At 36.2% G+C, this 23050-nt stretch carries 21 protein-coding genes; 18 read left to right on the top strand and 3 right to left on the bottom strand.

The features are described from left to right. The first annotated feature begins 33 nt into the window (after positions 1 to 33). Both asnA and asnS read left to right on the top strand, forming a co-directional pair. Positions 34 to 1044, top strand: a complete 1011-nt coding sequence (gene asnA, locus K412_RS0104225) for an aspartate--ammonia ligase (protein ID WP_024831963.1) — start codon at positions 34 to 36, stop codon at positions 1042 to 1044. A 125-nt stretch (positions 1045 to 1169) separates the two neighbouring features. Beyond that, positions 1170 to 2564 (top strand): asparagine--tRNA ligase, encoded by a 1395-nt coding sequence (gene asnS / locus K412_RS0104220; protein WP_024831962.1) that lies wholly within the window; start codon positions 1170 to 1172, stop codon positions 2562 to 2564. A gap of 47 nt (positions 2565 to 2611) precedes the next feature. On the opposite strand, the gene K412_RS0104215 is transcribed toward asnS, so the two are convergent. Continuing rightward, complete coding sequence (locus K412_RS0104215) at positions 2612 to 3265, bottom strand: DUF4397 domain-containing protein (RefSeq protein ID WP_024831961.1); 654 nt, start codon at positions 3263 to 3265, stop codon at positions 2612 to 2614. Positions 3266 to 3465: 200 nt separating this feature from the next. On the opposite strand from K412_RS0104215, the gene K412_RS0104210 reads away from it, so the two are divergent. Together K412_RS0104210 and K412_RS0104205 are read left to right on the top strand one after the other, a co-directional pair. Then, positions 3466 to 3960, top strand: coding sequence for an SEC-C metal-binding domain-containing protein (locus K412_RS0104210; RefSeq protein ID WP_024831960.1), 495 nt, complete (start codon positions 3466 to 3468; stop codon positions 3958 to 3960). 327 nt (positions 3961 to 4287) lie between these two features. Then, a complete protein-coding gene (locus tag K412_RS0104205; protein ID WP_024831959.1) occupies positions 4288 to 5640 on the top strand; it encodes a citrate/2-methylcitrate synthase in 1353 nt (450 codons plus the stop codon). Positions 5641 to 5681: 41 nt separating this feature from the next. Here K412_RS0104205 and K412_RS0104200 read toward each other — a convergent pair whose 3' ends face one another. Beyond that, positions 5682 to 7052 carry a sodium-dependent transporter gene (locus tag K412_RS0104200; protein WP_024831958.1) on the bottom strand — a complete coding sequence of 457 codons (1371 nt, stop codon included), beginning with the start codon at positions 7050 to 7052 and terminating at the stop codon, positions 5682 to 5684. Between the two features lie 240 nt (positions 7053 to 7292). On the opposite strand from K412_RS0104200, the gene pyk reads away from it, so the two are divergent. The 4 genes from pyk (at position 7293) to K412_RS0104180 (ending at position 13625) form a co-directional block, all read left to right on the top strand. After that, entirely contained in the window at positions 7293 to 9035 is a 1743-nt protein-coding gene (gene pyk / locus K412_RS0104195; RefSeq protein WP_024831957.1) for a pyruvate kinase, read from the top strand. A 102-nt stretch (positions 9036 to 9137) separates the two neighbouring features. Next, complete coding sequence (gene lon, locus K412_RS0104190) at positions 9138 to 11489, top strand: endopeptidase La (protein WP_024831956.1); 2352 nt, start codon at positions 9138 to 9140, stop codon at positions 11487 to 11489. A 504-nt stretch (positions 11490 to 11993) separates the two neighbouring features. After that, a complete protein-coding gene (locus tag K412_RS0104185; RefSeq protein ID WP_024831955.1) occupies positions 11994 to 12815 on the top strand; it encodes a hypothetical protein in 822 nt (273 codons plus the stop codon). A 42-nt stretch (positions 12816 to 12857) separates the two neighbouring features. Continuing rightward, the gene (locus tag K412_RS0104180) at positions 12858 to 13625 is read left to right on the top strand and encodes a PRC-barrel domain-containing protein (RefSeq protein WP_024831954.1); all 768 of its coding nucleotides are present in this window, start codon (positions 12858 to 12860) and stop codon (positions 13623 to 13625) included. A 43-nt stretch (positions 13626 to 13668) separates the two neighbouring features. Here the strand turns inward: K412_RS0104180 and K412_RS0104175 are convergent, their stop codons facing one another. Beyond that, a complete protein-coding gene (locus tag K412_RS0104175) occupies positions 13669 to 14283 on the bottom strand; it encodes an adaptor protein MecA (RefSeq protein WP_024831953.1) in 615 nt (204 codons plus the stop codon). Between the two features lie 302 nt (positions 14284 to 14585). Here K412_RS0104175 and K412_RS0104170 point away from each other — a divergent pair, with 302 nt between their 5' ends. From K412_RS0104170 to K412_RS0104125, 10 genes are all read left to right on the top strand, one after another. Beyond that, complete coding sequence (locus K412_RS0104170; protein ID WP_024831952.1) at positions 14586 to 15167, top strand: Maf family protein; 582 nt, start codon at positions 14586 to 14588, stop codon at positions 15165 to 15167. A gap of 131 nt (positions 15168 to 15298) precedes the next feature. Beyond that, complete coding sequence (radC, locus tag K412_RS0104165; protein WP_024831951.1) at positions 15299 to 15988, top strand: RadC family protein; 690 nt, start codon at positions 15299 to 15301, stop codon at positions 15986 to 15988. Positions 15989 to 16014: 26 nt separating this feature from the next. Next, the gene (locus K412_RS0104160; RefSeq protein ID WP_024831950.1) at positions 16015 to 17037 is read left to right on the top strand and encodes a rod shape-determining protein; all 1023 of its coding nucleotides are present in this window, start codon (positions 16015 to 16017) and stop codon (positions 17035 to 17037) included. 43 nt (positions 17038 to 17080) lie between these two features. Further along, entirely contained in the window at positions 17081 to 17941 is an 861-nt protein-coding gene (gene mreC, locus K412_RS0104155) for a rod shape-determining protein MreC (protein WP_024831949.1), read from the top strand. Further along, on the top strand, positions 17938 to 18450 hold the full coding sequence (mreD, locus tag K412_RS0104150) for a rod shape-determining protein MreD (protein ID WP_024831948.1): 513 nt from the start codon (positions 17938 to 17940) through the stop codon (positions 18448 to 18450). The genes mreC and mreD overlap by 4 nt, the downstream gene beginning before the upstream one ends. Before the next feature lie 18 nt (positions 18451 to 18468). Beyond that, positions 18469 to 20565 (top strand): penicillin-binding protein 2, encoded by a 2097-nt coding sequence (mrdA, locus tag K412_RS0104145; RefSeq protein WP_024831947.1) that lies wholly within the window; start codon positions 18469 to 18471, stop codon positions 20563 to 20565. A 41-nt stretch (positions 20566 to 20606) separates the two neighbouring features. Next, positions 20607 to 21296, top strand: a complete 690-nt coding sequence (gene minC / locus K412_RS0104140) for a septum site-determining protein MinC (protein WP_024831946.1) — start codon at positions 20607 to 20609, stop codon at positions 21294 to 21296. 122 nt (positions 21297 to 21418) lie between these two features. Next, on the top strand, positions 21419 to 22219 hold the full coding sequence (gene minD / locus K412_RS0104135; protein ID WP_024831945.1) for a septum site-determining protein MinD: 801 nt from the start codon (positions 21419 to 21421) through the stop codon (positions 22217 to 22219). A 14-nt stretch (positions 22220 to 22233) separates the two neighbouring features. Beyond that, positions 22234 to 22518, top strand: coding sequence for a cell division topological specificity factor MinE (minE, locus tag K412_RS0104130; protein ID WP_024831944.1), 285 nt, complete (start codon positions 22234 to 22236; stop codon positions 22516 to 22518). 24 nt (positions 22519 to 22542) lie between these two features. Next, a complete protein-coding gene (locus tag K412_RS0104125) occupies positions 22543 to 22935 on the top strand; it encodes a methylglyoxal synthase (protein ID WP_024831943.1) in 393 nt (130 codons plus the stop codon). Positions 22936 to 23050: the final 115 nt, after the last annotated feature.

Raw genomic sequence — 23050 nt, 5'->3', positions numbered from 1 at the left:
ATGTTTTGAATAATAATTTTTCAGGAGGGTAACATGAACAGTTTGATTAAGCCAAAAGGCTATAAACCAAGCCTTGACATACGTATGACAGAAGTAGCCATAAAAAAGACAAAAGATTATTTTGAAAATGAACTTGCAAAGGAATTGAATTTAACCAGGGTTTCTGCGCCATTATTCGTAAGACCTGAAACAGGCTTGAATGACAACCTCAACGGTACTGAAAGACCTGTGGCTTTTGATGTAAAAGGTATCGGAGGAGATACTGTAGAAGTTGTTCATTCACTTGCGAAATGGAAGAGAATGGCACTCAAAAGATACGGTTTTGCACCGGGAGAAGGCCTTTATACAGATATGAATGCAATCAGAAGAGATGAGGATATGGACAATCTTCATTCAGTATATGTTGACCAGTGGGACTGGGAGAGGATAATCCAAAAAAGTGAAAGAACCGAAGAAACCTTAAAATCAATTGTAAAAAAGATTTTCTCAGTATTCAAAAGAACTGAGGATTATTTGGCAGGACTGTATCCAAACTTGCAAAGATACCTTCCGGAAGATATATTCTTTGTAACCACTCAGGAACTTGAGGATATGTATCCTGAATTGACCCCAAAGGAAAGAGAAACTGCCCTTGCAAAAGAAAAGAAAGCTATATTCATTATGAAAATAGGAGATACTCTGAAGTCCGGTATTAAACACGACGGTAGAGCTCCAGACTATGATGATTGGTCACTGAATGGAGATATAGTTTTCTATTATCCTGTTCTGGATATAGCATATGAAGTTTCTTCAATGGGAATTAGAGTAGACGAGGATTCACTTTTGGCACAGCTTAAAAAAGCTGGCTGTGAAGACAGAAAGAATCTTAAATTCCACAAGGATCTTTTAAACAAAGAGCTTCCTTACACAATCGGCGGAGGAATCGGCCAATCAAGAATATGCATGTTCTTTTTGGGAAAGGCCCATATCGGAGAGGTTCAGGCTTCAATATGGAGCGATGATATGATAGAAGAATGTTCACAAAATAACATAGAATTACTATAATAACCTATATAAAATGTACAATGGGGTACTAAAATTTTATACAGGTACTTTTAATTTAATATATTTTGACATATTATAGACTAGAGTATGTTATGTAAAACAAATGTACAAAGGAGTACGGGTAAATGAGTTATACAGAGATAAAAAAATTATTCAGGTCACCGAATGAATATATTGGAAAGACCATAACAGTTCCTGGATGGGTAAAAACAGTCCGTGATTCAAAAACCTTTGGTTTCATTGAACTAAACGACGGTACTTTCTTTAAAAATCTTCAGATTGTATTTGAAGAAGGTAATCTTGAAAACTTTAAAGAGGTTGCAAAACTTTCTGTTGGTTCGTCCATAGAGGTTGAAGGTGAATTGGTGGAGACTCCAAACGCAAAACAGCCCTTTGAAGTAAAAGCAAAGAGGATATCCATTGAGAACCTATGTCCTGCGGACTACCAGCTCCAGAAGAAAAGACATTCCTTTGAATTTTTAAGGACTATCTCACATTTGAGACCAAGAACAAACACATTTTCTGCTGTTTTCAGAGTAAGATCTCTGGCTGCCTTCGCCATACACAAATTCTTTCAGGAGAGGGGTTTTGTCTATGTTCATACTCCCCTTATTACAGGAAGTGACTGTGAGGGCGCAGGACAGATGTTCAGGGTTACTACACTGGATATGAAAAATCCTCCAAGAACAGAAAACGGTGAGATAGATTTTTCACAGGACTTTTTTGAAAAGGAAACAAGCCTTACAGTAAGCGGTCAGCTTACGGGTGAAGCTTATGCTTTGGCATTTAAGAACATATACACCTTCGGACCTACTTTCAGAGCTGAAAACTCCAACACTGCTAGACATGCAGCGGAATTCTGGATGATTGAACCTGAAATTGCATTTTCAGATTTAAAAGATGACATGATGCTTGCAGAAGATATGCTTAAATATGTTATTAATTATGTTCTTGAAAATGCACCTGAAGAGATGCAGTTCTTTAATAGCTTCGTAGATAAAGGTCTTTTAGAAAGACTGGATAACGTTGTTAATTCTGATTTCGCACACATTACTTATACAGAAGCTATTGAGATATTGAAAAAGAATAAGGACAAGTTTGAATATCCTGTGGAGTGGGGTGCTGACCTTCAAACAGAGCATGAAAGATACATTACGGAACAGGTATACAAGAAACCAGTATTTGTTACCGATTACCCAAAAGAGATAAAAGCATTTTATATGAGGTTAAACGATGATAATAAGACGGTAGCAGCAATGGACCTTCTGGTACCTGGTGTAGGTGAAATAATAGGCGGAAGTCAGAGGGAAGAACGTCTTGATGTCCTTGAGAAGAAGATGGATGAAATGGGTCTTAACAAGGAAGATTATCAGTGGTACCTTGACCTTCGTAAATACGGAGGAACAAAGCATGCAGGCTTTGGTCTTGGTTTTGAGAGAGCGATTATGTATCTCACAGGAATAACAAATATTAGAGATGTAATTCCTTTTCCAAGAACTACAGGTAGTTGTGAATTCTAGTGAAATTAGGGAGCTTCACAAAAAATGTGAAAAGCTCCCTTTTGTTTTTATACTCTCAAATAAGTAGTACCGTCCATAGGGATGTATACTTGTAAACCGGGTTGAATACTTGGATTTCCGACAACATAGAAAGTCAAGTTTCTTCTGGGGAGAAGATTTACAGGTACAAGTAGAAGGTTGGTTGATGAGTTGGACGGTCTGACAAAAAAGTTGTATCTTCCTAGAGGGAAGCTTCTGTAATCAGAAACTTCTGTATATCCTATATCTGTAAATACTTCTGGGCCTCCTCTTAAAACGAGATCAAGGTTTCCAGAATTGGGAGAGAGATTTGCAAACCTGATGTTGACTCTTCCGGGAGCGAGAGTTTCATATTCATCTTCAACAGGCAGTATCCCTATTCTTGGAAGGATACCTATTACAGCCAGAGTGAATACCTGTTTTTCTGATACAGGGAAATTTATACGTAATATAAGAGCATTCTTCTGTCCAGCAGGATATACTTCAATATTGTACGTGCCTGTAGCTAAGGGCATATATTCAGTAAACTGCCCATAAGAAAGCCCCCTGGCAATAAGTCTGTCATTTGCATAAACATCAACAGCAGGAGTTCTCGGAGAAGCGTGAAACAGCCTGATATATGAAATACCGGGCATTTGTCTCAGACTGTCTGTTTTATTGATGTCAATAAAGTCATAATCCATAAAATTCACCACCATGTTTTTAATAAATTTTAGTAGTCATATATCAATATATGCTGTGGAATTAGGAAAAGTTAACATAAGTATTAAATAAAAAAGAATTATGCAAAAATTTTATGTTGTATGGAATTAAATAATTAGTGTATGATTAATATGTTTATGGTATAATATCATGAGATTTTATAAGAAAAGGAGTAGTTGTTATGTCGATATACGAACAGTGGAGAGAACTAGCGGATGCTGAAAGAACTCCACAAGAAAATGAGTCTTTCTGGAAAGATTATTTTTTAAAGGAAAAAGATAACTACGCATATATATTAGGTAATAATTTAAAGACCTTAAAAGGCGAACTCAAAGAACTTGCAAGCACATTCAATATGGACAATGTTATATTTACAGGTTTTTTGGATGGAATAAATACCAGTCTTGTACAAGAGATTGATTTGGAGTCATTAGAAGAAACAACAGTTCTGGATGTGGAAATAGATTACGAAAAGCTGTATTATAACATGTTAGATGCCAAAGCAGAATGGTTATACAATCTTCCTGAATGGGAAGGCATACTATCTGCTGAAAGAAGAAAAGAAATCACTACTGAATATAGAAAGGCAGGAATTGCTGTAAGCAATAAAGTTGGGAGAAATGACCCATGTCCTTGTGGAAGTGGCAAAAAGTATAAAAAATGCTGCGGAAAGTAAGATTTTCTGATCCTAGAGAATAATTATACACATAAATAAAAGGCTTGAGTTATACACGGATATTTCCCTGATTGACTCAAGCTTTTATTTTTTTTGATAAGTGCTGGGGGATAAAGGTTCTAAAAAAATGCATACTGATATTGATGAATTTTTAACAAATTAAACTTGCACTGAGAAATGAATTATTATACAATTAGAATAATTAGGAACTTTTTGTGAAAGAACTGATCTCTGATAATTCATTCTAGAACAAAATAAATTAGTTTATTTAGAAAAATAGTGGCACAGGTATAAATGTATTTATCCAATGCCGGAAATGGAGGAAGTATGGAAAAAAAGTTAAATGCTTATATTGATAAGATGATAAGTGTAGTTGATTGTATAAACAAAATTGACCCGGAATACTTTACAAAATACAGTGTAAAAAAAGGACTAAGAAATAGCGATGGTTCCGGCGTTTTGGTAGGATTGACCGAAATAGGTGAGGTTCACGGTTATGTTATGTACGAAGGCGAGAGAAAAGAGGATGAAGGTCGTCTTGTATATAGAGGTATAGATGTATACGAACTGGTAAGAGGATTTCAGCAGGAGAAAAGATTTGGCTTTGAAGAAGTATGTTATCTGCTGTTGTTTGGAAAGCTACCAAATAGCCAAGAATTGTCAGAATTTACTGAGTTGTTGGGAGGATTAAGAGCATTACCCAATGGCTTTACTGAGGATATGATATTAAAGGCACCCAGTTCAGACATTATGAACAAGCTGGCAAGAAGTGTACTTGCGTCATATTCATATGATGAAGATCCCGACGGTATAGACCCTAAAAATCTTTTAAGGCAGAGCATTGAGTTGATTGCAAGATTTCCAACAATGGCTGCTTACGGATTCCAGGCAAAGTCTCACTATTACGGAGGTCAAAGCCTTTACATACATAGTCCAGTTCCAGAATTGTCAACTGCTGAAAATATACTGTACATGATTAGGCCGGATAATAAATATACTCAGACTGAAGCGGAAATTCTTGACCTTGCACTGGTACTTCACGCAGAGCATGGAGGAGGAAACAATTCAACATTTGCAGCAAGAGTAGTTTCATCTACTGAAACAGATACATATTCCGCTATTGCGGCTGCAGTAGGCTCTCTGAAGGGACCGAAGCACGGTGGAGCAAACATTAAAGCAATGAATATGCTTGCAGATATAAAAGAACACGTTGAAGATTGGGCTGATGATGACGAAGTTAGAAATTATCTGGTAAAGATAATCAACAAGGAAGCCTTTGACAGAGCAGGCCTAATATATGGAATGGGTCATGCCGTATATACCTTGTCAGACCCAAGAACAATACTGCTAAAGGAAAAGGCACATCAGCTTGCAATTGAAAAGGGTAGAGAAAGAGAATTTCTCTTATATGATTCTGTTGAAAGGATTGCACCTGAAGTATTTGCACAGGCAAAAGGTACAACTAAAAATATATGTGCCAATGTTGACCTTTACTCAGGATTTGTATATGATGCACTAGGAATTCCAACCGAGCTGTTCACACCTTTATTTGCAGTTGCTAGAATAGTCGGATGGTGTGCCCACAGAATTGAAGAGGTAGTATCTATGCAAAAGATAATAAGACCTGCATACAAGAGTATTTCAAAGCCACAGAAATTCTTGCCACTGAGCGAAAGATAATATTCTTTTTAAATAAGAGATGGGGAAACGCATAAATTGCGTTATCCCCATACTCCTATCATACTCATAAAAACAATAAACAGTAGAACCGGTGCAATATACCTTACCAAAAAAGTATAAATCCTTATAAGTGTCTGATTTTTCAACTCTCCATAATTAGAAAGTTCTGTTTGAATATCTTTTTTATTTATAATATAACCTGCGAACAATGCAATTAGCAGTCCTCCAAGAGGCAACAATACATTTGAAGAAGCCTGGTCGAAGAAATCAAATAAGCTTAAGCCGAAAGGTTTTATTTTGCTTATAGGATTATCACTGTTCTGAGACATAGTAGCAAATGTTCCTATAATCATAACTATGGAGGAACATATTAATACTGCTTTTCTTCTTGACACCTTTTTTTCTTCTACAAAATAGGTAACTACAACTTCAAGCATTGAGAGCATTGCGGTTGTTGCTGCAATGGCCGACAATACAAAGAAAAGAACTATTAGTACTCTACCAAAGGGTACTTTTGAAAATACCAACGGAATAGTTTTAAATAGCAGCCCGGGGCCTTGTTGAGGAGTCATGCCAAAGGAGAAAACTGCCGGGAAAATTGCTAATCCCGCCAGAAGCGAAACAATAGTATCTGATACGGCAACCCTTCCGGCGGTAGCTATCATGTTGTCGTTAGAAGTAAAGTAGCTGCCGTAGGTAATTATTGTTCCCATTCCTAAAGACAATTTGAAAAAAGAAAGTCCTAATGCCATTAAAATAACTTCTTTTGTGATGCTGGAGAAATCTACTTTGAAAATGAAAGTTATTCCCTTCATAGAACCTGGCAATGTCAGTGCACGTATATCACAAATTATAATAAGAATCAGTAACACAGGCATCAAAACTTTGGTCATTCTTTCAATTCCTTTTTTTACACCCAGCACCAGAATAGACGCTACTACTGCAATAGCCACAAACTGCCATATAATAGGGGCAACAGGGGAAGAAGCCGTTTGATTGAATATGTTGTCCATGTCTTCATAAGAACTGTTGGCGAAAGTTCCTGATAAACTCTTAAAAATGTAGGAATAGACCCAGCCTGCCACAGAACTGTAGAAGAAAAGAATAAAAAAAGCCGACAATATACCCATATACCCTATTATTTTCCATGGCCCTCTGGGCTTAATAGCAGATATAGCGCCTATAGTATTTTTTCTGGTCCTTCTCCCGATATACAGTTCACTTATCATAACAGGCAGCGCTACAAGAACAACACATATAAAATATATAAGTAGAAAAGCCCCACCTCCGTAATTGCCTGTAAGATAAGGAAATTTCCAAATATTCCCGAGACCCACGGCAGAACTTAAAGTTGCAAAAAATGCTGCTAATCCTGTTGAAAATCTTTCTCTTTCCTGTGCTTGTTTTTCCATTAATTTAAAATACCTCCAATGCTTTAGTGATAATTATTTTTTGCAGTTTGATAATAATAATACGGATGTGATAATTTAAGAGATTAAATGTTTAAAACATGGGTATAACCAAAATAACAAAATAATTTTATGTGGACAAGGAGCAAAAAATAAAATATCATAAATTAGATGATTATGCAATAAAACAGTAATATTAATAACAATTTAAAACAAAATAAATGGTATATATGGAGGACGAATATGAGGAGAACAAAAATAATTTGCACATTGGGGCCTGCTTCTGATAGTGAAGACATATTAAGGAAAATGATGCTTGGCGGAATGAATCTGGCAAGATTGAATTTTTCCCATGGAACACATGAAGAACATAAAAAGAGGGCAGACTTAGTAAAGAAAATAAGAGAAGAACTTAATCTTCCTATACCTTTATTACTTGATACAAAAGGGCCTGAAATACGAACCGGCAAATTTAAGGACGGTCAGGTCATACTTGAAGAAAATAATGAGTTTATACTTGTTAACAAGGATATAATAGGTGATGAAACAAAATGTACAATTACCTATAAAGAACTTTATAAAGATGTTTCAAAAGGAAGCAAGATACTTATTAACGATGGTTTGGTTGAACTTGAAGTTACCGAAATAAAGAACAAGGATATTTACTGCAGGGTTCTTAACGGCGGAGCAGTAGGAAATCACAAGGGAATAAATGTACCAGGTGCGGAAATCAAACTGCCTGCATTGACGAAACAGGATATTGACGATATCAAATTTGGTATAGAAAATGACTTTGACATTATTGCAGCCTCATTCGTCAGAAAAGCTTCGGATGTTATAGAAATAAGAAAGGTTCTTGAAAAGAATGGTGGCAAGGACATATTGATAATATCAAAAATAGAGAATAGAGAGGGTATAAAAAACTTTAATGATATTCTTAAGGTTTCTGACGGAATAATGGTAGCAAGAGGAGACCTTGGTGTTGAAATACCCGTAGAAGAGGTTCCTATTGTTCAAAAGAACATTATAGAAAAGTGTTATCAGGCAGGTAAACCTGTAATAACTGCTACCCAAATGCTTGACTCTATGATTAGAAATCCAAGACCTACAAGAGCAGAAGCCAGTGACGTTGCAAATGCTATATTTGACGGAACAAGCTGTGTAATGCTTTCAGGAGAAACAGCAGCGGGAAAATACCCTCTTGAAACTATAGAAGTAATGTCAAGAATTGCTGAAAAGGCTGAAAGCTCAATGGATTACTGGAAGAGATTCACAACTACACGTACCGAATTAAATTCCAGTGTTACAAATGCTATCAGTCATGCAACCTGTACCACGGCATTGGACTTAAAGGCTTCTGCCATAATAACGGTTACGCAGTCGGGACACACAGCAAGAATGATAGCCAGATTTCGTCCTGCATGCCCGATTATTGCAACAACAGCAAATCCAAAGGTGCAAAGACAGTTGAACTTGTCCTGGGGAGTATCGCCATATTTAGTAGGAGTTGCTAATACAACAGATGAAATGTTTGATAACGGCGTTGAAAAAGCGTTGGAGTCTGGTCTTGTAAAGAATGGTGATTTGGCGGTAATAACAGCCGGAATGCCTGCCGGAATAAGCGGAACAACCAATACACTTAAAGTTCATATAGTAGGAAAAGTGTTGGTTCAGGGTGATGGAATTGGTACAGCTTGTGCAACAGGCGAATTATGCGTTGCACAGAACGGAAAAGAAGCTATGGATAAATTCAGCGACGGCAATATATTAGTTGTTCCATTTACAGATAACTCAATGCTCCCAATAATAAAGAGAGCCTCTGCCATAGTTGTGGAAGAACACGGACAGTCTTGCCATACTGCAACAGTTGGTTTGGCACTGGATATACCTGTAATAGTAGCGGCTGAAAATGCTACTAAGATATTGAAATCAGGTTCAGTAGTAACCGTTGATTCTGAAAGAGGCCTCGTAATCAGATGTAATTGATAAATACCTGAAAAAGGGATTTATCAGTTGAACTGGAAAGTCAATAAGGTTATAATAATTAATGCTAATTGGAATATTTTATGGAAAAATGAGAGGATAGACATGGCTGACAAAAGTGAAAAAAAACAGAAAAAACAATTACCGCTGCTTCCGCTCAGGGGACTAACGGTTTTCCCTTTTATGACCCTGTACTTTGATGTAGGAAGGGATAAATCCATAAAGGCACTCGAAGAGGCAATGATCAATGACCAACTGATTTTTCTTGTAGCACAAAAAGATGCTTCCACTGATTCTCCAGGTGCTGATGATATTTATTCAATCGGTACTGTATCAAAGGTTAAGCAGTTACTTAAACTACAGGGTGATACAATAAGAGTTCTTGTTGAAGGTATAAACAGAGCTGAAATAAAGAAAATTGTCCAAGATGATCCTTTTTTCATTGTAGAAGTGGTTGAAACAAGGGTAGAAGAAGAGGACTTTGAGGGAAATGAAGTAGAAGCTTTAAAAAGAAGGCTAATTTCGGCCTTTGAAGATTATGTAAAACTAAGCGGGAAGATTTCTCCTGATACAGCTCTTTCGGTTGTGGAGATTAGCAATATAAGTCAGGTTTCCGATATAATAGCAAATAATATACCTCTGAAGGTTGAGCAGAAGCAGGCCATACTTTCAGAATTTCACCCATTAAGAAGGGTTGAAAAACTACTGGAAATCTTATATCAGGAAATAGAAATACTTGAGATTGAAAAAGATATAAACGCAAAAGTAAGAAAGCAAATAGATAAGCTCCAGAAAGAATACTATCTTCGTGAACAGATGAAGGCAATTCAAACTGAACTTGGCGATAGAGATGGGATTGCCGGTGAGGTAGAGGAGTACAGAGAAAAATTAAAATCAGCCGGACTTCCGGAAGAGGTTGAAAAGAAGGTTAATAAGGAATTGGATAGGCTTTTGAAAATGCCGCAGGGCTCTGCCGAAGGCGGTGTGATTAGAACCTACCTTGATTGGATATTTGACTTGCCATGGAATAAATCAACACAAGAGCATATAGATTTGAAAAGTGCAGAAGAAATTCTGGAAAAGGACCACTACGGTCTTACGAAGGTAAAGGAAAGAATAATAGAATATTTAGCGGTCCAGAAGCTGAAAAACAGCCTGAAAGGCCCTATTCTTTGTCTTGTAGGACCACCGGGAGTGGGTAAGACATCCATTGCAAAGTCTATTGCAAAAGCACTGAACAGGAACTATGTACGTATCTCTCTTGGCGGTGTTAAGGATGAGTCAGAGATAAGAGGACACAGAAGAACATATGTGGGCTCAATGCCAGGAAGAATTATATCAGCCTTAAAACAGGCAGGCTCAAACAATCCTTTGATACTTCTGGATGAAATAGATAAAATGAGCTCTGATTTTAGAGGTGACCCTGCCTCAGCAATGCTGGAAGTGCTGGATTCAGAGCAAAACTTTGCTTTCAGAGACCACTATATTGAATTGCCTTTTAATCTGTCAAATGCAATGTTCCTTACTACTGCAAACACTTTGGATACAATACCAAGGCCACTGCTTGATAGAATGGAAGTAATTAATCTTTCCAGTTATACTGAGGAGGACAAGGCAAATATAGCTATGAAATATCTGCTTCCAAAGCAGATTAAGCTTCACGGACTTACATCAAAAAATATAAGAATAGATGAAAAAACCATAAGAGATATAATCAATTACTATACCCGTGAAGCAGGAGTAAGAAATCTTGAAAGAGAGATAGGCTCTGTTTGCAGAAAAGTTGCAAAGATTTTGGTATCTGAAAATAAAAAATCAGTTACAGTAAACAAGAACAACCTTGAAAAATTCCTTGGTGTTAAGAGATTCAGATTTGATTATGCAGGGGAAAAGGATGAAATTGGTATTGCCACAGGGCTTGCATGGACACCTGTTGGAGGTGACACACTTTCCATAGAAGTAAACCTTATGCAGGGGAACGGTAAGTTGGAACTCACAGGGCATTTGGGCGATGTTATGAAAGAATCCGCCAAGGCTGCTATGAGTTTCATAAGATCAAGATGCACAGAATTGAAAATAGATGAGAAGTTTTATGAAAAAAATGACATACACATTCATGTTCCCGAAGGTGCAATTCCTAAAGACGGACCATCAGCCGGAATTACACTTGCAACGGCAATGGTATCTGCCTTGTCAGGAGTGCCGGTAAACAGAAAGGTAGCTATGACAGGGGAAATTACCTTAAGAGGCAGAGTTCTTCCAATCGGTGGATTGAAAGAAAAGGTGCTGGCAGCACATAGAGCTGGAATTGAGACTATAATTCTTCCGGTGGACAATAAAAAAGATATAGAAGAAATACCTGAGAATGTAAGACAGTCTTTAAATTTCATATGTGCTTCTGATATGCATACCGTATTGGAAAATGCGTTGGTATATAAAAAGGACAGTTTAAAATAACTTAAACCAACAAAATATTACTGAAAACAGCTGTGAGGGTTTTATCCTTTGGAGCTGTTTTTTAGTTTCAAGAGTATGATAAAGTATTATATTGCCATATTATTAAATAAATGTTAAAATAAAATGCAAGAAGGATATGACGGCAGTGGCAATTACAGTGACAAAATTCGGGAAAATCACATAAAGTATAATCAAAAAGATAGCATATAAAGATTATGGTACTCATACTATAAAGAACTCTGCTATTGTAAACTGAAGAGAAATTAATGGAAATTTAGGTATTATCATTAAAATTCTAAAGTTTATAAATGCTTAGGCCTTCGTATTTAGGAGGTCTTTTTCATGTTTGAGAAAAGAATTGATAAAATAACATTAGGCTTTAACAGAGCTATTTTTAAAAAAATTAAAATCAAGAAGGAATTTTGTCGATTTATGACGAATATAATATTTTTAGTACAATTATGTATACTAATGATAATTAGAGAGTTATATCCGGAGGACCATATGACAAATAGTATAATGGCAACTGCGACTATACTAATTACAACTTTGATGGCTTTTTACTATTTATATAAATCAAGAGAGCTTGATTTGGGTACTTTATTGTCGATTTCATTAGGATCGGTTATTCTAGGTATTACTTTCAATCCGGCTTATAATACTATATTTGGATATATAGATAGTTTTTGGAATATTAATCCTAAGATTGAATTTTTATTTTTTGTAATTATAGCTTCTATTTTCTTTTTAATCTTGGCTTTTACCATAAGCATAATTGTTTCTGTTTGTCTTCCTGACAGGCTAAGTTCAATAAATTGCAGTTTGGTAATAGAAAGGTTTTTTGTAAGGACAAAGAGTTATTTTAAACCCGAAATATCAGAAAATAAGACACCTGAAATCCCCGAGAACAATGAAACCTTTGAGGAGGATTTATCAGAGGATTTATCAGTTGAGGAAAATAGTGAATTTGACTCAACTGTTGAAGAAGCTGCTGCTTGTGTTGAAGCTTTAGAAGATACCCCCAAACAAGAAATTGCGGAACCTACTTATGAACCTGTCAATGAATCAGAAATATTGGTATTGAAAGCTTTTGACTGCAAAGTAAAAGGTCAGAAAGAGCTGGCTGTACAGCACTATACAAAGGCTTTGAACTATGGCAGTCTCAGTAATGATATGGTTTTTTGGGTAGTATTGGACATTTGTACTCTGTATAAGGAATTGGGACTTAATGAATTGGCTTGCAGCATCTTGAATAGTGTTGCACAAAGGTACGGTAATGAATTAAAACCGGAAATTAGAAGAGAAATTTTAAAAAACTTACAATAGAGGAAGTTTTTGTTTTACATTTTTCAAGGAGGAACATCTTTAATGAAAAAAACTGAAGAGATAATAGGTTTACCTATAATTAGCATCTGCGATGGTGAAGAAGTTGGTAAGGTAAAGGGAGTTATAGTTAATGCTGCAAAAGGCGCAGTTGACTATGTGGTAGTAGAAAACGGAATACAGATTCTAAATGCAAAAGTAATTTCTGCAAAGGATGTAATAGGAATCGGTGAATATGCACTTACCATTGAAAATGAAGCCGTAATAAGTGATATTAGTAAAATACCCGCTGCCATAGACCATCTCCAGAAAAATATACCTGTTAAAGGTACAAGAGTTATGACTAAAAAGGGAAGCCTAATAGGTGAGATAGGGGATATCTATATAGATGAGGATAACAACTGTTTAATATTTGCATTAGAGTTTATTTCAGTTAAAGACCAAAATAATATAAGATTAATTCCAAGAGAAAGCGTTATAACATTTGGTAAAAATCTAATTGTTGTACAGGAAAATGTTGAAGCTACTCTTGCAGATGATATTTCAAAGTTAGAATCAGGAGTAGAAAACCATAGTTCAGATTCAATCCAAACAAACAATGAAATCATTGGCGAAAATATTGAATCGGGTTCAATGAGTGAGCTTATGGAAAAGAAACACCGAGAGTTTCTCAATGGTAAAAGAGTATCCAAAACTATATATGACGATGAGGGAAAAGTATTGATAGAAGAGGACACTCTTATTGATGATGATGTATTTGACCTGGCAAAAGCTTATGACAAGGTAATTGATTTGGTAATGAATAACAAATAGAATAAAAACGGCTGCATCCCATGCAGCCGTTTTTAGCGGTTAGTTAAAAGTAAACGTTTAAAGTTTCTAAAGCGTTTTCCCGGATAATTTTCTCTCCGTATTCATTAAGATAGCCTTCGAAAAAGTTAGCATTTCCCACATGTACAGAGTACTCATCCATGATTATGTCCAGCTTGGGAGAGGATGAAGAACCGGCAAGCAGAAGATAGTAGCTATTTTTAAGCCGGTAAACAGAACTGTCACCATTGTACAAAGTGTAAATCCGTTTTGCCAATTGGCATAAGTCTTCAATTGAATCAAAACAGTATATGTTCAAAGTGGAGCAAACCTTGCTTTTTTTCTTTTTCTGTCTCAAATCAGAATTCTTGTATTTGCTTTTAATATATTTATGAATGGATTCAAATTCACCGTCTGAGTCAATCTTTGTAATAGTTACTACAAATCCGTCTTCGCTTTCAGGAGAAGCTTCAAACACCAATTGAGAATCCCCGGATGCGAAACCATACTCTTCTTCGGCACGTTCCATCATATCCCAGAATAATTCCTGGGCGGCAGGTGAATTATAATTCAGAGAAGAAATATCTATATTTCTTTCTTCCAGGTCATTTAATGTGATTGTGACCTTCAGTACATTTTCATTAACTTTTTCTATTCTCATTCAATCACCAACTTACTTTAATTAATTTAATTTGGATCTGGAAAACCTGCTGAACATTATTTTTAATAGTTTATTATATTATACTTCGAAAATAAATACTTGAGAAGTAATATTTATCAATAATATATTTTAAAAAGACATGTAATATCTATAAATACATCCATATAATACATTACTAATATTATACTGCAATGTAAATAATACATAAAAGGTTAATTACCAAGCTACAATACATTTGAAATAATACCTATAAAAATATATAATATTTAAAAAAATATCCAATTTGTAAGAGGAAATAATAAATGAGAAGTATAGTTTTGGCATCATCGTCACCCAGAAGAAAAGATTTACTGCAGCAAATAAAATTACCCTTTGAAATTATTCCAAGCGAAATTGATGAGAATATAAACGAGCTGACAGGTACTCCGGCTCAAAAAGCAGAACAGCTTGCATATAACAAAGCTAAAGATGTTTCCAACAGAATAAAGAAAGGTTTGGTTTTAGGTGCAGATACCATTGTTGTCATTGATAATGAGATTTTAGGAAAGCCTAAAGATTCTGAAGATGCATTTCAGATGCTCAAAAAACTTAGTGGCAAGGAACATGAGGTTATTACAGGAATATGCTTACTAGACCTGGATAATAATATTGAGCTTATAGAACATGAAACAACCATTGTTCAATTTATAGAGTTGGATGATGAAAAAATCAGAGCTTATATTAAAACAGGTGAGGCATTTGATAAGGCAGGCTCTTATGCAGTACAGGGCTTAGGCTCGGTATTAGTAAAGGGAATAAATGGTTGTTATTCAAATGTTGTGGGGCTTCCATTAACTAGATTGAGTTATATGTTGGAAAAGCTTAAGGAAAGTGTCATTAAATAAAAGCTTTATGATAGCAAGTTCTTAAAATTGCGACTTCAAAACACATAATGACGATGTAATTGAAATAAAAACATGGTATAATGAAAGATATGTGAGTTGAATAGATTGTTCAAAAAATAACGAGGTTAACCATGGATAGGTTAAAAATAAAAGAACTTCCCGTATGTGAGAGGCCTTATGAAAAAATGTCGGAAGTGGGGGCAGAGCGCCTGTCAAACGCCGAATTGCTTGCTATAGTAATTAAGACAGGAACAAAATCTTACACAGCTGTGGAGCTTGCACAGATGGTTTTAAAGCTTTCCCATGACGGAAGACTTTCCTCACTTAACAACCTCTCTATTGAGCAGCTTATGAGAGTTAAGGGAATTGGTCGTGTAAAAGCCATTCAGATAAAAGCTGTGCTTGAGTTTTCAAAAAGAATAGCAACCAGCAACGGAGTTGTACGTCATTTTATCAAAAGTGCCGGTGATGTAAGTAACCTTATGATGGAAGAAATGCGATACCTTAAAAAGGAAATGTTCAAAGCTATTTTGCTGGATACAAAAAATAAAGTGATGAAAATAGAGAGTATTTCAACAGGCAGTTTGAATGCTTCTATTGTTCATCCCAGAGAAGTTTTCAGCGAAGCTGTAAAATGCGGTTGTAACAGTATTATTTTTGTACATAATCATCCCAGCGGAGATCCTACACCTAGTAGCGAAGATATACGTACTACTGAAAGACTTGTAAATGCTGGAGACATATTGGGAATAAAGGTATTGGATCATATTGTACTGGGTGATGGAAGATATGTGAGTTTAAAAGAACAAGGATATATTTAGCTAAAATACACAGGAGGTACTACTTAATGAGTTTTTTTGCAAGAGATATAGGTATAGATTTAGGAACAGCGAATACACTGGTACATGTTAAAGGAAAAGGAATTGTTGTCAGAGAGCCGTCTGTTGTGGCAGTTAACATTAAGAATAACGAAGTATTGGCGGTAGGAGAAGCCGCAAAGGAAATGATTGGGCGTACCCCGGGCAATATTGTAGCAATTAGACCTATGAAAGATGGAGTTATAGCTGATTTTGACATAACTCAGAATATGATAAAGTACTTTATAAAAAAGGCTATGTCTCAAGGCAGATTTAGCAAGCCAAGAGTTGTAATATGTGTTCCGTCAGGTGTAACAGAGGTTGAAAAGAGAGCTGTTGAAGATGCAACTTTACAGGCAGGAGCAAAAGAGGCTTATCTTATTGAAGAGCCCATGGCAGCAGCAATTGGTGCAGAATTACCTGTAGAAGAACCTTCTGGTAGTATGGTTGTTGATATAGGGGGAGGTACTTCAGAAGTTGCGGTAATATCTCTTGGAGGTATTGTTACAAGTAAGTCCCTTAGAATTGCCGGTGATGAATTGGACGAATCAATTGCTCACTACATTAAAAAGGAATACAGTCTTATGATAGGTGAGCGTTCTGCTGAGGAAATTAAAGTTACAATAGGCAGTGCTTTTCCTAAGGCAAAAGAAGAAAAAATGATGATAAGGGGAAGAGACCTTATTACAGGTTTACCAAAAAACATAGAGATAACTTCCACTGAAATAAATGAGGCATTGAAGGAGCCTGTTAATGCCATAATAGATTCCATCAAATTTACTCTTGAAAAAACTCCCCCTGAGTTGGCTGCGGATATTATGGATAGAGGAATAATGTTAACAGGAGGAGGAGCACTTCTTGATGGCTTGGATAAGCTGATAAAGCAGGAGACGGGTATGCCTGTATCAATAGCAGAAAATCCTCTTGATTGTGTTGCTTTGGGAACAGGCAAAGTTCTTGAGGAAATAGAAACATTAAAGAAGGTTCTTTTAGCACCACAGAGGTTAAAATAAGTAAAAGCTTTAAATAGGTGGGTTAAGAGAGGAGAAGTATTCCTTGAAGTATTTTAAAAGCAGGGCATTGATAGTAACAATAATAATTTTAATTCTTATTGTTTGTATAGGCTTGACCGTAAATCCGGCAAGCAATATAAATTGGATTGGAAACTTGATTTCAGTACCATTTACATCTGTTGAAAAGGCATTTTCCTACACTGGGCAGAAGGTTGAGGAAGGTATCAACCTTTTTGATAATGTCCAAAGACTGCAGGCTGAAAACAAGGAATTAAGAGAAAAAATTGATAAGTTAAATAACGAAAGAACTGAGTATTTAAGGCTGAAAAGGGAAAATGAAGACTTGCGTAAAGTTTTTGATTTGAAAGATCAGCTAGCAGACTCTGATTTTGTTGGTGCCAATATAATAGCCAGGGATAGCGGAAATCTCTTTAATATCTTTTTAACGGATAAAGGGTCTGCTAACGGAATTGATTATAACATGCCGGTTATTACCAGTAAGGGACTTGTGGGAAAAGTAGTGTCTGCACAGCCTTTTTCCTCCAAAATCATAAGCATTATTGAAGACGGCAGTTCTGTAAGTGCCATTGTTGCCAAAAGTGGTGACTATGTGGTTGTAAAGGGAGATATTAAGCTGGAAAAAGAGGGCTTGTGTAAATTGGAATATATTCCTGCAGAACTTGACCTGATTCAGGGGGATGTAATTGAAACCTCTGGAATAGGGGGAATTTATCCAAAAGGTATTATCATTGGGACAGTCAAGGAAATTAGATCCGGGGAAAGTGATCTTGACAGATATGCAATTATTCAGCCGGCTGCGGATTTAAAAAGACTAAATCAAGTGGTAATACTAAGAAACAAAGAAGCACAATCAAAGTCAGAAATGGAAAATTCAGACAAATGAGAAACAAAGTAATTTTATATGCTATACTTATATTCATATTTGTAACTGCACAGGTTACATTTTTGAATAACTTTGCAATTTTTGGAGTATCTCCGAATCTTGTGATTATTTTAATAGTAAGCATTTCACTGCTGAAAGGCAAGACCGACGGCGCCGCTGTGGGTTTTGCTGCAGGATTGTGCATGGATGCCGTAATAGGTGTTGCCTTAGGATATCATGCACTTGTAGGAATGCTCCTAGGACTTACACTGGGTAATATAAATAAAAGGCTATTCAAGGAAAATATGCTTGTAATGGCTTTTTGTACTTTTTTATCTACATACGTTTTTGAGTCAGCAATTATATTTATATCCTATTTGCTGGGTCTAAAAATTGAGTTTATTACAACACTAAAAACTGTGATTTTACCGGAATCACTAGTAAACTGTGTTTTGGGTATTCTTATATTTTTAATTATCATATTGCTGGATAGGAAATTTTTAGAGGTTGAAGAAAAAAACAGGTACTAAATGAGGTTTAGAGGTTAAATGAAACAGTTTTTTAAAGACAGATATACCATTGTGGGAATAGCTTTAGTTTTAATTTTCTCCGTAATTGTTTACCAGCTGGCAAATATGCAGTTGGTTCAGGGCGAAAACTACTATACACAGTCCCAAAGTAAAATAAGGAGATCCACTACCATTTTGGCTGAACGTGGGAATATACTTGATAGATATGGTGTTCCTATAGCTATAAATTCTACTAGCTATTCTATTTTCTTGATGGATACTGGGCTTGGGTCGAAAAAGCTAAATGAAATGATGTATAAGCTTTTAAGAGTTCTTGAGAAGAACGGTGACTCACACGTAAATACTTTCTCAAAGTATATGACATACCCGATTGGTTTTGGCTCTATGTTAAAAAATAATGAAAATAGAAGAAAAACTCTAAAAATAATGACAGGCTATGAATTTAAGGGTTTTGATCAAGAGTCTACACCTGAAGAAATATATGAATATTTCAAGGATATGGTGTTCAAGGTTGATGATAAGTACTCTGATAAGGATGCTTACGATATTATGGCACTCAGATTTCAAGGAATTTCAATGGACCCTGTTCTTGCAGATTCAATCAGTACAAAGACAATTGCAGAATTGGAAGAACGGAGTGATGAATTTCCGGGAATAATAATAGAGAGTGTTCCTAGCAGGAAATATGTTGATGCACATTATGCAGGACAGTTAATTGGTCATGTAGGACCTATAGATGCTGAAGAACTGGCAAAAAACAGCGATGCAGGCTATAAAATGACAGATATTATAGGAAAGTCAGGAGTAGAACTGACTACCGAAGGGTATCTGAGAGGTACTAACGGTTACAGACGTGTTGAGATAGATGATAACGGAAAGCCCAGAATAGTTAGTGAAGAAGCGGTAAAGCCCGGTAGTGACGTTGTTTTAACTATTGATATGGGACTTCAAAAGGTAGCCATGGATTCCCTGGCAAAAAATATAAAGCTTATCCGGGAGTCCAACAACAAAAAAAATCATCATGATGCTTTTGCAGGAGCAGCGGTTGCTATAGATGTTAATACTGGGGAAGTACTTGCACTGGCAAATTATCCAAGTTATGACCCATCCATATTTATAGCAGACCCTGACGATAAGGCTGCAAAAAAAGCTAAAGCAGCCTTGGCAGATCCTAAAAATAAAACTACTTCGGAGTATAACAGAGCCATTGCAGGAATATATACACCTGGCTCAACCTTTAAGCCATTGGTTGGAATTGCTGCATTAGAGGAAGGAAAGACAACTCCATATGAAACATATTTTGATAAAGGATACGAGCAATATGACGGTTTGATGCTAAAGTCAATTGAGTATAACCAATATCGTGCAGGTTTAGGAACAGTTAATCTTATAACTGCAATACAGAAGTCATCAAACCCATACTTTTACAACCTTGGTAATAGGGTTGGGATTGATAATATAGTAAAATGGGCCAAAAGGTTTGGACTGGGTCAAAAGACGGGAATTGACCTCTTAGGTGAAAGTAAGGGAATTATTTCCTCAAGAGAATATAAAAAGACCGTAGAGCCATATCCCTGGACTGCTGCGGACACTGCACAGTCATCAATAGGCCAGATGTATAACAGCTTTACCCCAATACAGCTTGCAAATTATGCAGCTACTATTGCTAATGGAGGTAAGCATTTAAAACCTCATATAATAAAGAGAGTTGTAAAGTATGATGGCTCTATTGTAACTGAAACAAAGCCAGAATATGAAATAATTCCGGTTAAGAAAGAAAATATGAAAGCAATTCAGCAGGGAATGATTGCGGTTGCCAATGCAACAGATGGAACAGCTGCAGATAAATTCAAGGATTTGCCTGTAAAAGTTGCCGGAAAAACAGGTACAGCTGAAACAGGAATGGAAGCAACTCAGTCATCAAATGCATTATTTATATGCTACGCTCCGGCTGATAAGCCTCAGATAGCAGTAGCTGTAGTAGTTGAAAGAGGTGTATTTGGTGCTTACACAGCACCTATTGCAAAGGATATACTTAAATATTACTTTGATTCAAACGGAACAGGCAATAAGGATTATACTGTTAAAGCAGATATAGTTCAATTGACCAAGTAAAGTATTTATGCCGCAGGGTTAGGCAGGTGGAGGGTAAAATTATGGATGAAAGTTCAGTAACTTTTAAAGGGACTGTAAACGGTTTGACAATTATTTTAAAGGACGAGCCTGCATTTAGTGAAATTCTACAATGTATGAGGGACAAAGTAAACTCCGCAGGTAAATTCTTCAGAGGTGCGAAGCTGGCAGTAAAGTATAGAGGCAGACTCCTTAACGAAGAAGAGAAGTCTCAGCTGTTGGAAATACTTGTAAAAGAAAGCGGAGCAAGGATAGAGTCATTTGAAGAAGATAAAGAACAGGTGCAGGCAGTAGCAAGTAATGTATCACAGGACAAGGCTGTTGAAAGAAAGAATCAGATAAAAAAATATATGTTCTTTAAGGGAATAGAAGAGGGACAGACAAAGTTTTACAGAGGCACTGTCCGGTCAGGACAATTGGTGAATTTTGACGGAAATCTAGTAATACTTGGGGATGTTAATCCCGGTGCAGTAGTTGAAGCTACCGGAAATATAGTTGTAATGGGCTTGCTAAGAGGAGTAGTTCATGCAGGCAGTGATGGAAATAAGGAAGCAATTGTAGCAGCTTTGGGGTTGAATCCCACACAACTTAGAATAGCAGACATTATAACACGTCCTCCTGATGAAAAAGGAGTAGTTGGGAATCCTATACCTGAACTGGCATATGTAAAGGATGATACCCTTTATGTAGAACGGTTTTTACCTGCCAGATAGCCCTATTCAAAAAGGCTGCAATATTGACAAATTGAAAAAACAAATATATAGTTTAATGTATATGAACTTGAAATAATTCTCTTTTTTATATATTTTCTTCTTAGAATTGGAGGCAATGCTGTATGGGCGAGGTAATTGTAATTACATCCGGAAAGGGTGGAGTAGGTAAGACTACAACAACTGCCAACATTGGTACAGGTCTGGCACTGGCTGGTAAAAAGGTTGTGCTTGTGGATACTGATATAGGACTAAGAAATCTGGATGTTGTAATGGGCTTAGAAAACAGAATCGTGTACGATTTGGTTGACGTTATTGAAGGAGTTTGCAGAGTGAAGCAGGCTCTGATAAAAGATAAAAGGTACGAAGGATTGTATTTGCTGCCCGCAGCACAGACAAGAGACAAGTCTGCGGTAGTACCTGAGCAGATGATAAATCTTGTTAATGAATTGAAAAGTGAATTTGATTACATAATAATAGATTGTCCGGCAGGAATCGAGCAAGGCTTTAAAAACGCTATTGCCGGAGCAAACAGAGCAATAGTAGTAACAACACCAGAGGTTTCAGCGGTAAGAGATGCTGACCGTATTGTAGGATTGCTTGAAGCAAATGAACTAAGAAATCCCAAACTTTTAATAAACAGAGTAAGAATTGATATGGTTAAGCGTGGAGACATGATGACCATAGATGATATTATTGATATACTGGCTATAGACTTGATAGGTGTGGTACCTGACGATGAAAAAATTGTTGTGTCTACAAACAAAGGTGAGCCTGCGGTAACTGATGAAAAATCTCTTGCAGGACAAGCATACAGGAATGTAACCAGAAGAATACAAGGTGAAGATGTACCTATTATGAATCTTGAAAATGATGAAGGATTTTTGAACAAGTTTAAAAAATTATTGGGATTTAAAAATACGTAAGGAGGGTTAGTAGTATGCTGATAGATTTCTCTAAAATCTTTGGCAGATCCAAGCCGTCTAAGGATGTAGCCAAAGAAAGGCTTCAATTGGTGCTTATTCATGACAGAGCTAACGTTTCTCCTGAATTTTTAGAAATGGTTAAGGGCGAAATAATAAAAGTAATACAACATTATATGGAAATTGATGAGGGTGCACTCGATATACAGTTAACTAGAACCAAAAGTGAAGAAGGTGACAGAGTAGTTCCGGCTCTTATTGCAAATATTCCTATAAAAAACGTAAAAAATGCAGGCAAATAAACTCAAAGGCAAGTGATTGGTTAGATGAATATAGCATTTATAGCTCATGATAACAAAAAAGAATTAATGACAAGCTTTTGCATAGCATACAAGTCAATTCTTCAAGATCATCATATAATAGCGACACGATCTACAGGTATTATGATCAACAAAGCCACAGGGTTGAATGTCAATCTTCTTGCATACGGCAGTCTGGGTGCACAGCAATTGTCAGCCAGAATTGCTTGCGATGAAATTGATTTACTTATTTATTTCAGGGATGCAAATAGTGAAGAAGACCACAATAATTACCTGTTATTCAAGCATTGTGATGTGAACAATATTCCTTTTGCTACCAATATAGCATCTGCCGAGGTTCTTATAAAGGGTCTTGAACGTGGAGACCTTGCGTGGAGAGAACTGCTAAGGCAGGATTAAATTATTTAAACAGAGTATTATTTTAAAAGATATCCTACATATACTAGGGTATCTTTTTTGTTAACAATAAAATCTTCTAAATGGAATATTCTTTCAAATAAATAAATATAATTTA

The organism is Ruminiclostridium josui JCM 17888 (assembly GCF_000526495.1).
In the GTDB taxonomy this organism is placed as follows: domain Bacteria; phylum Bacillota; class Clostridia; order Acetivibrionales; family DSM-1351; genus Ruminiclostridium; species Ruminiclostridium josui.
This window is presented reverse-complemented; position numbering and strand designations above follow the sequence as displayed.

Excerpts from the sequence above, each read along its gene's own strand:
- asnA (WP_024831963.1), top strand. The coding sequence starts at position 34 with ATGAACAGTTTGATTAAGCCAAAAGGCTATAAACCAAGCCTTGACATA.
- asnS (WP_024831962.1), top strand. The coding sequence starts at position 1,170 with ATGAGTTATACAGAGATAAAAAAATTATTCAGGTCACCGAATGAATAT.
- K412_RS0104215 (WP_024831961.1), bottom strand. The coding sequence starts at position 3,265 with ATGGATTATGACTTTATTGACATCAATAAAACAGACAGTCTGAGACAA.
- K412_RS0104210 (WP_024831960.1), top strand. The coding sequence starts at position 3,466 with ATGTCGATATACGAACAGTGGAGAGAACTAGCGGATGCTGAAAGAACT.
- K412_RS0104205 (WP_024831959.1), top strand. The coding sequence starts at position 4,288 with ATGGAAAAAAAGTTAAATGCTTATATTGATAAGATGATAAGTGTAGTT.
- K412_RS0104200 (WP_024831958.1), bottom strand. The coding sequence starts at position 7,052 with ATGGAAAAACAAGCACAGGAAAGAGAAAGATTTTCAACAGGATTAGCA.
- pyk (WP_024831957.1), top strand. The coding sequence starts at position 7,293 with ATGAGGAGAACAAAAATAATTTGCACATTGGGGCCTGCTTCTGATAGT.
- lon (WP_024831956.1), top strand. The coding sequence starts at position 9,138 with ATGGCTGACAAAAGTGAAAAAAAACAGAAAAAACAATTACCGCTGCTT.
- K412_RS0104185 (WP_024831955.1), top strand. The coding sequence starts at position 11,994 with ATGACAAATAGTATAATGGCAACTGCGACTATACTAATTACAACTTTG.
- K412_RS0104180 (WP_024831954.1), top strand. The coding sequence starts at position 12,858 with ATGAAAAAAACTGAAGAGATAATAGGTTTACCTATAATTAGCATCTGC.
- K412_RS0104175 (WP_024831953.1), bottom strand. The coding sequence starts at position 14,283 with ATGAGAATAGAAAAAGTTAATGAAAATGTACTGAAGGTCACAATCACA.
- K412_RS0104170 (WP_024831952.1), top strand. The coding sequence starts at position 14,586 with ATGAGAAGTATAGTTTTGGCATCATCGTCACCCAGAAGAAAAGATTTA.
- radC (WP_024831951.1), top strand. The coding sequence starts at position 15,299 with ATGGATAGGTTAAAAATAAAAGAACTTCCCGTATGTGAGAGGCCTTAT.
- K412_RS0104160 (WP_024831950.1), top strand. The coding sequence starts at position 16,015 with ATGAGTTTTTTTGCAAGAGATATAGGTATAGATTTAGGAACAGCGAAT.
- mreD (WP_024831948.1), top strand. The coding sequence starts at position 17,938 with ATGAGAAACAAAGTAATTTTATATGCTATACTTATATTCATATTTGTA.
- mrdA (WP_024831947.1), top strand. The coding sequence starts at position 18,469 with ATGAAACAGTTTTTTAAAGACAGATATACCATTGTGGGAATAGCTTTA.
- minC (WP_024831946.1), top strand. The coding sequence starts at position 20,607 with ATGGATGAAAGTTCAGTAACTTTTAAAGGGACTGTAAACGGTTTGACA.
- minD (WP_024831945.1), top strand. The coding sequence starts at position 21,419 with ATGGGCGAGGTAATTGTAATTACATCCGGAAAGGGTGGAGTAGGTAAG.
- minE (WP_024831944.1), top strand. The coding sequence starts at position 22,234 with ATGCTGATAGATTTCTCTAAAATCTTTGGCAGATCCAAGCCGTCTAAG.
- K412_RS0104125 (WP_024831943.1), top strand. The coding sequence starts at position 22,543 with ATGAATATAGCATTTATAGCTCATGATAACAAAAAAGAATTAATGACA.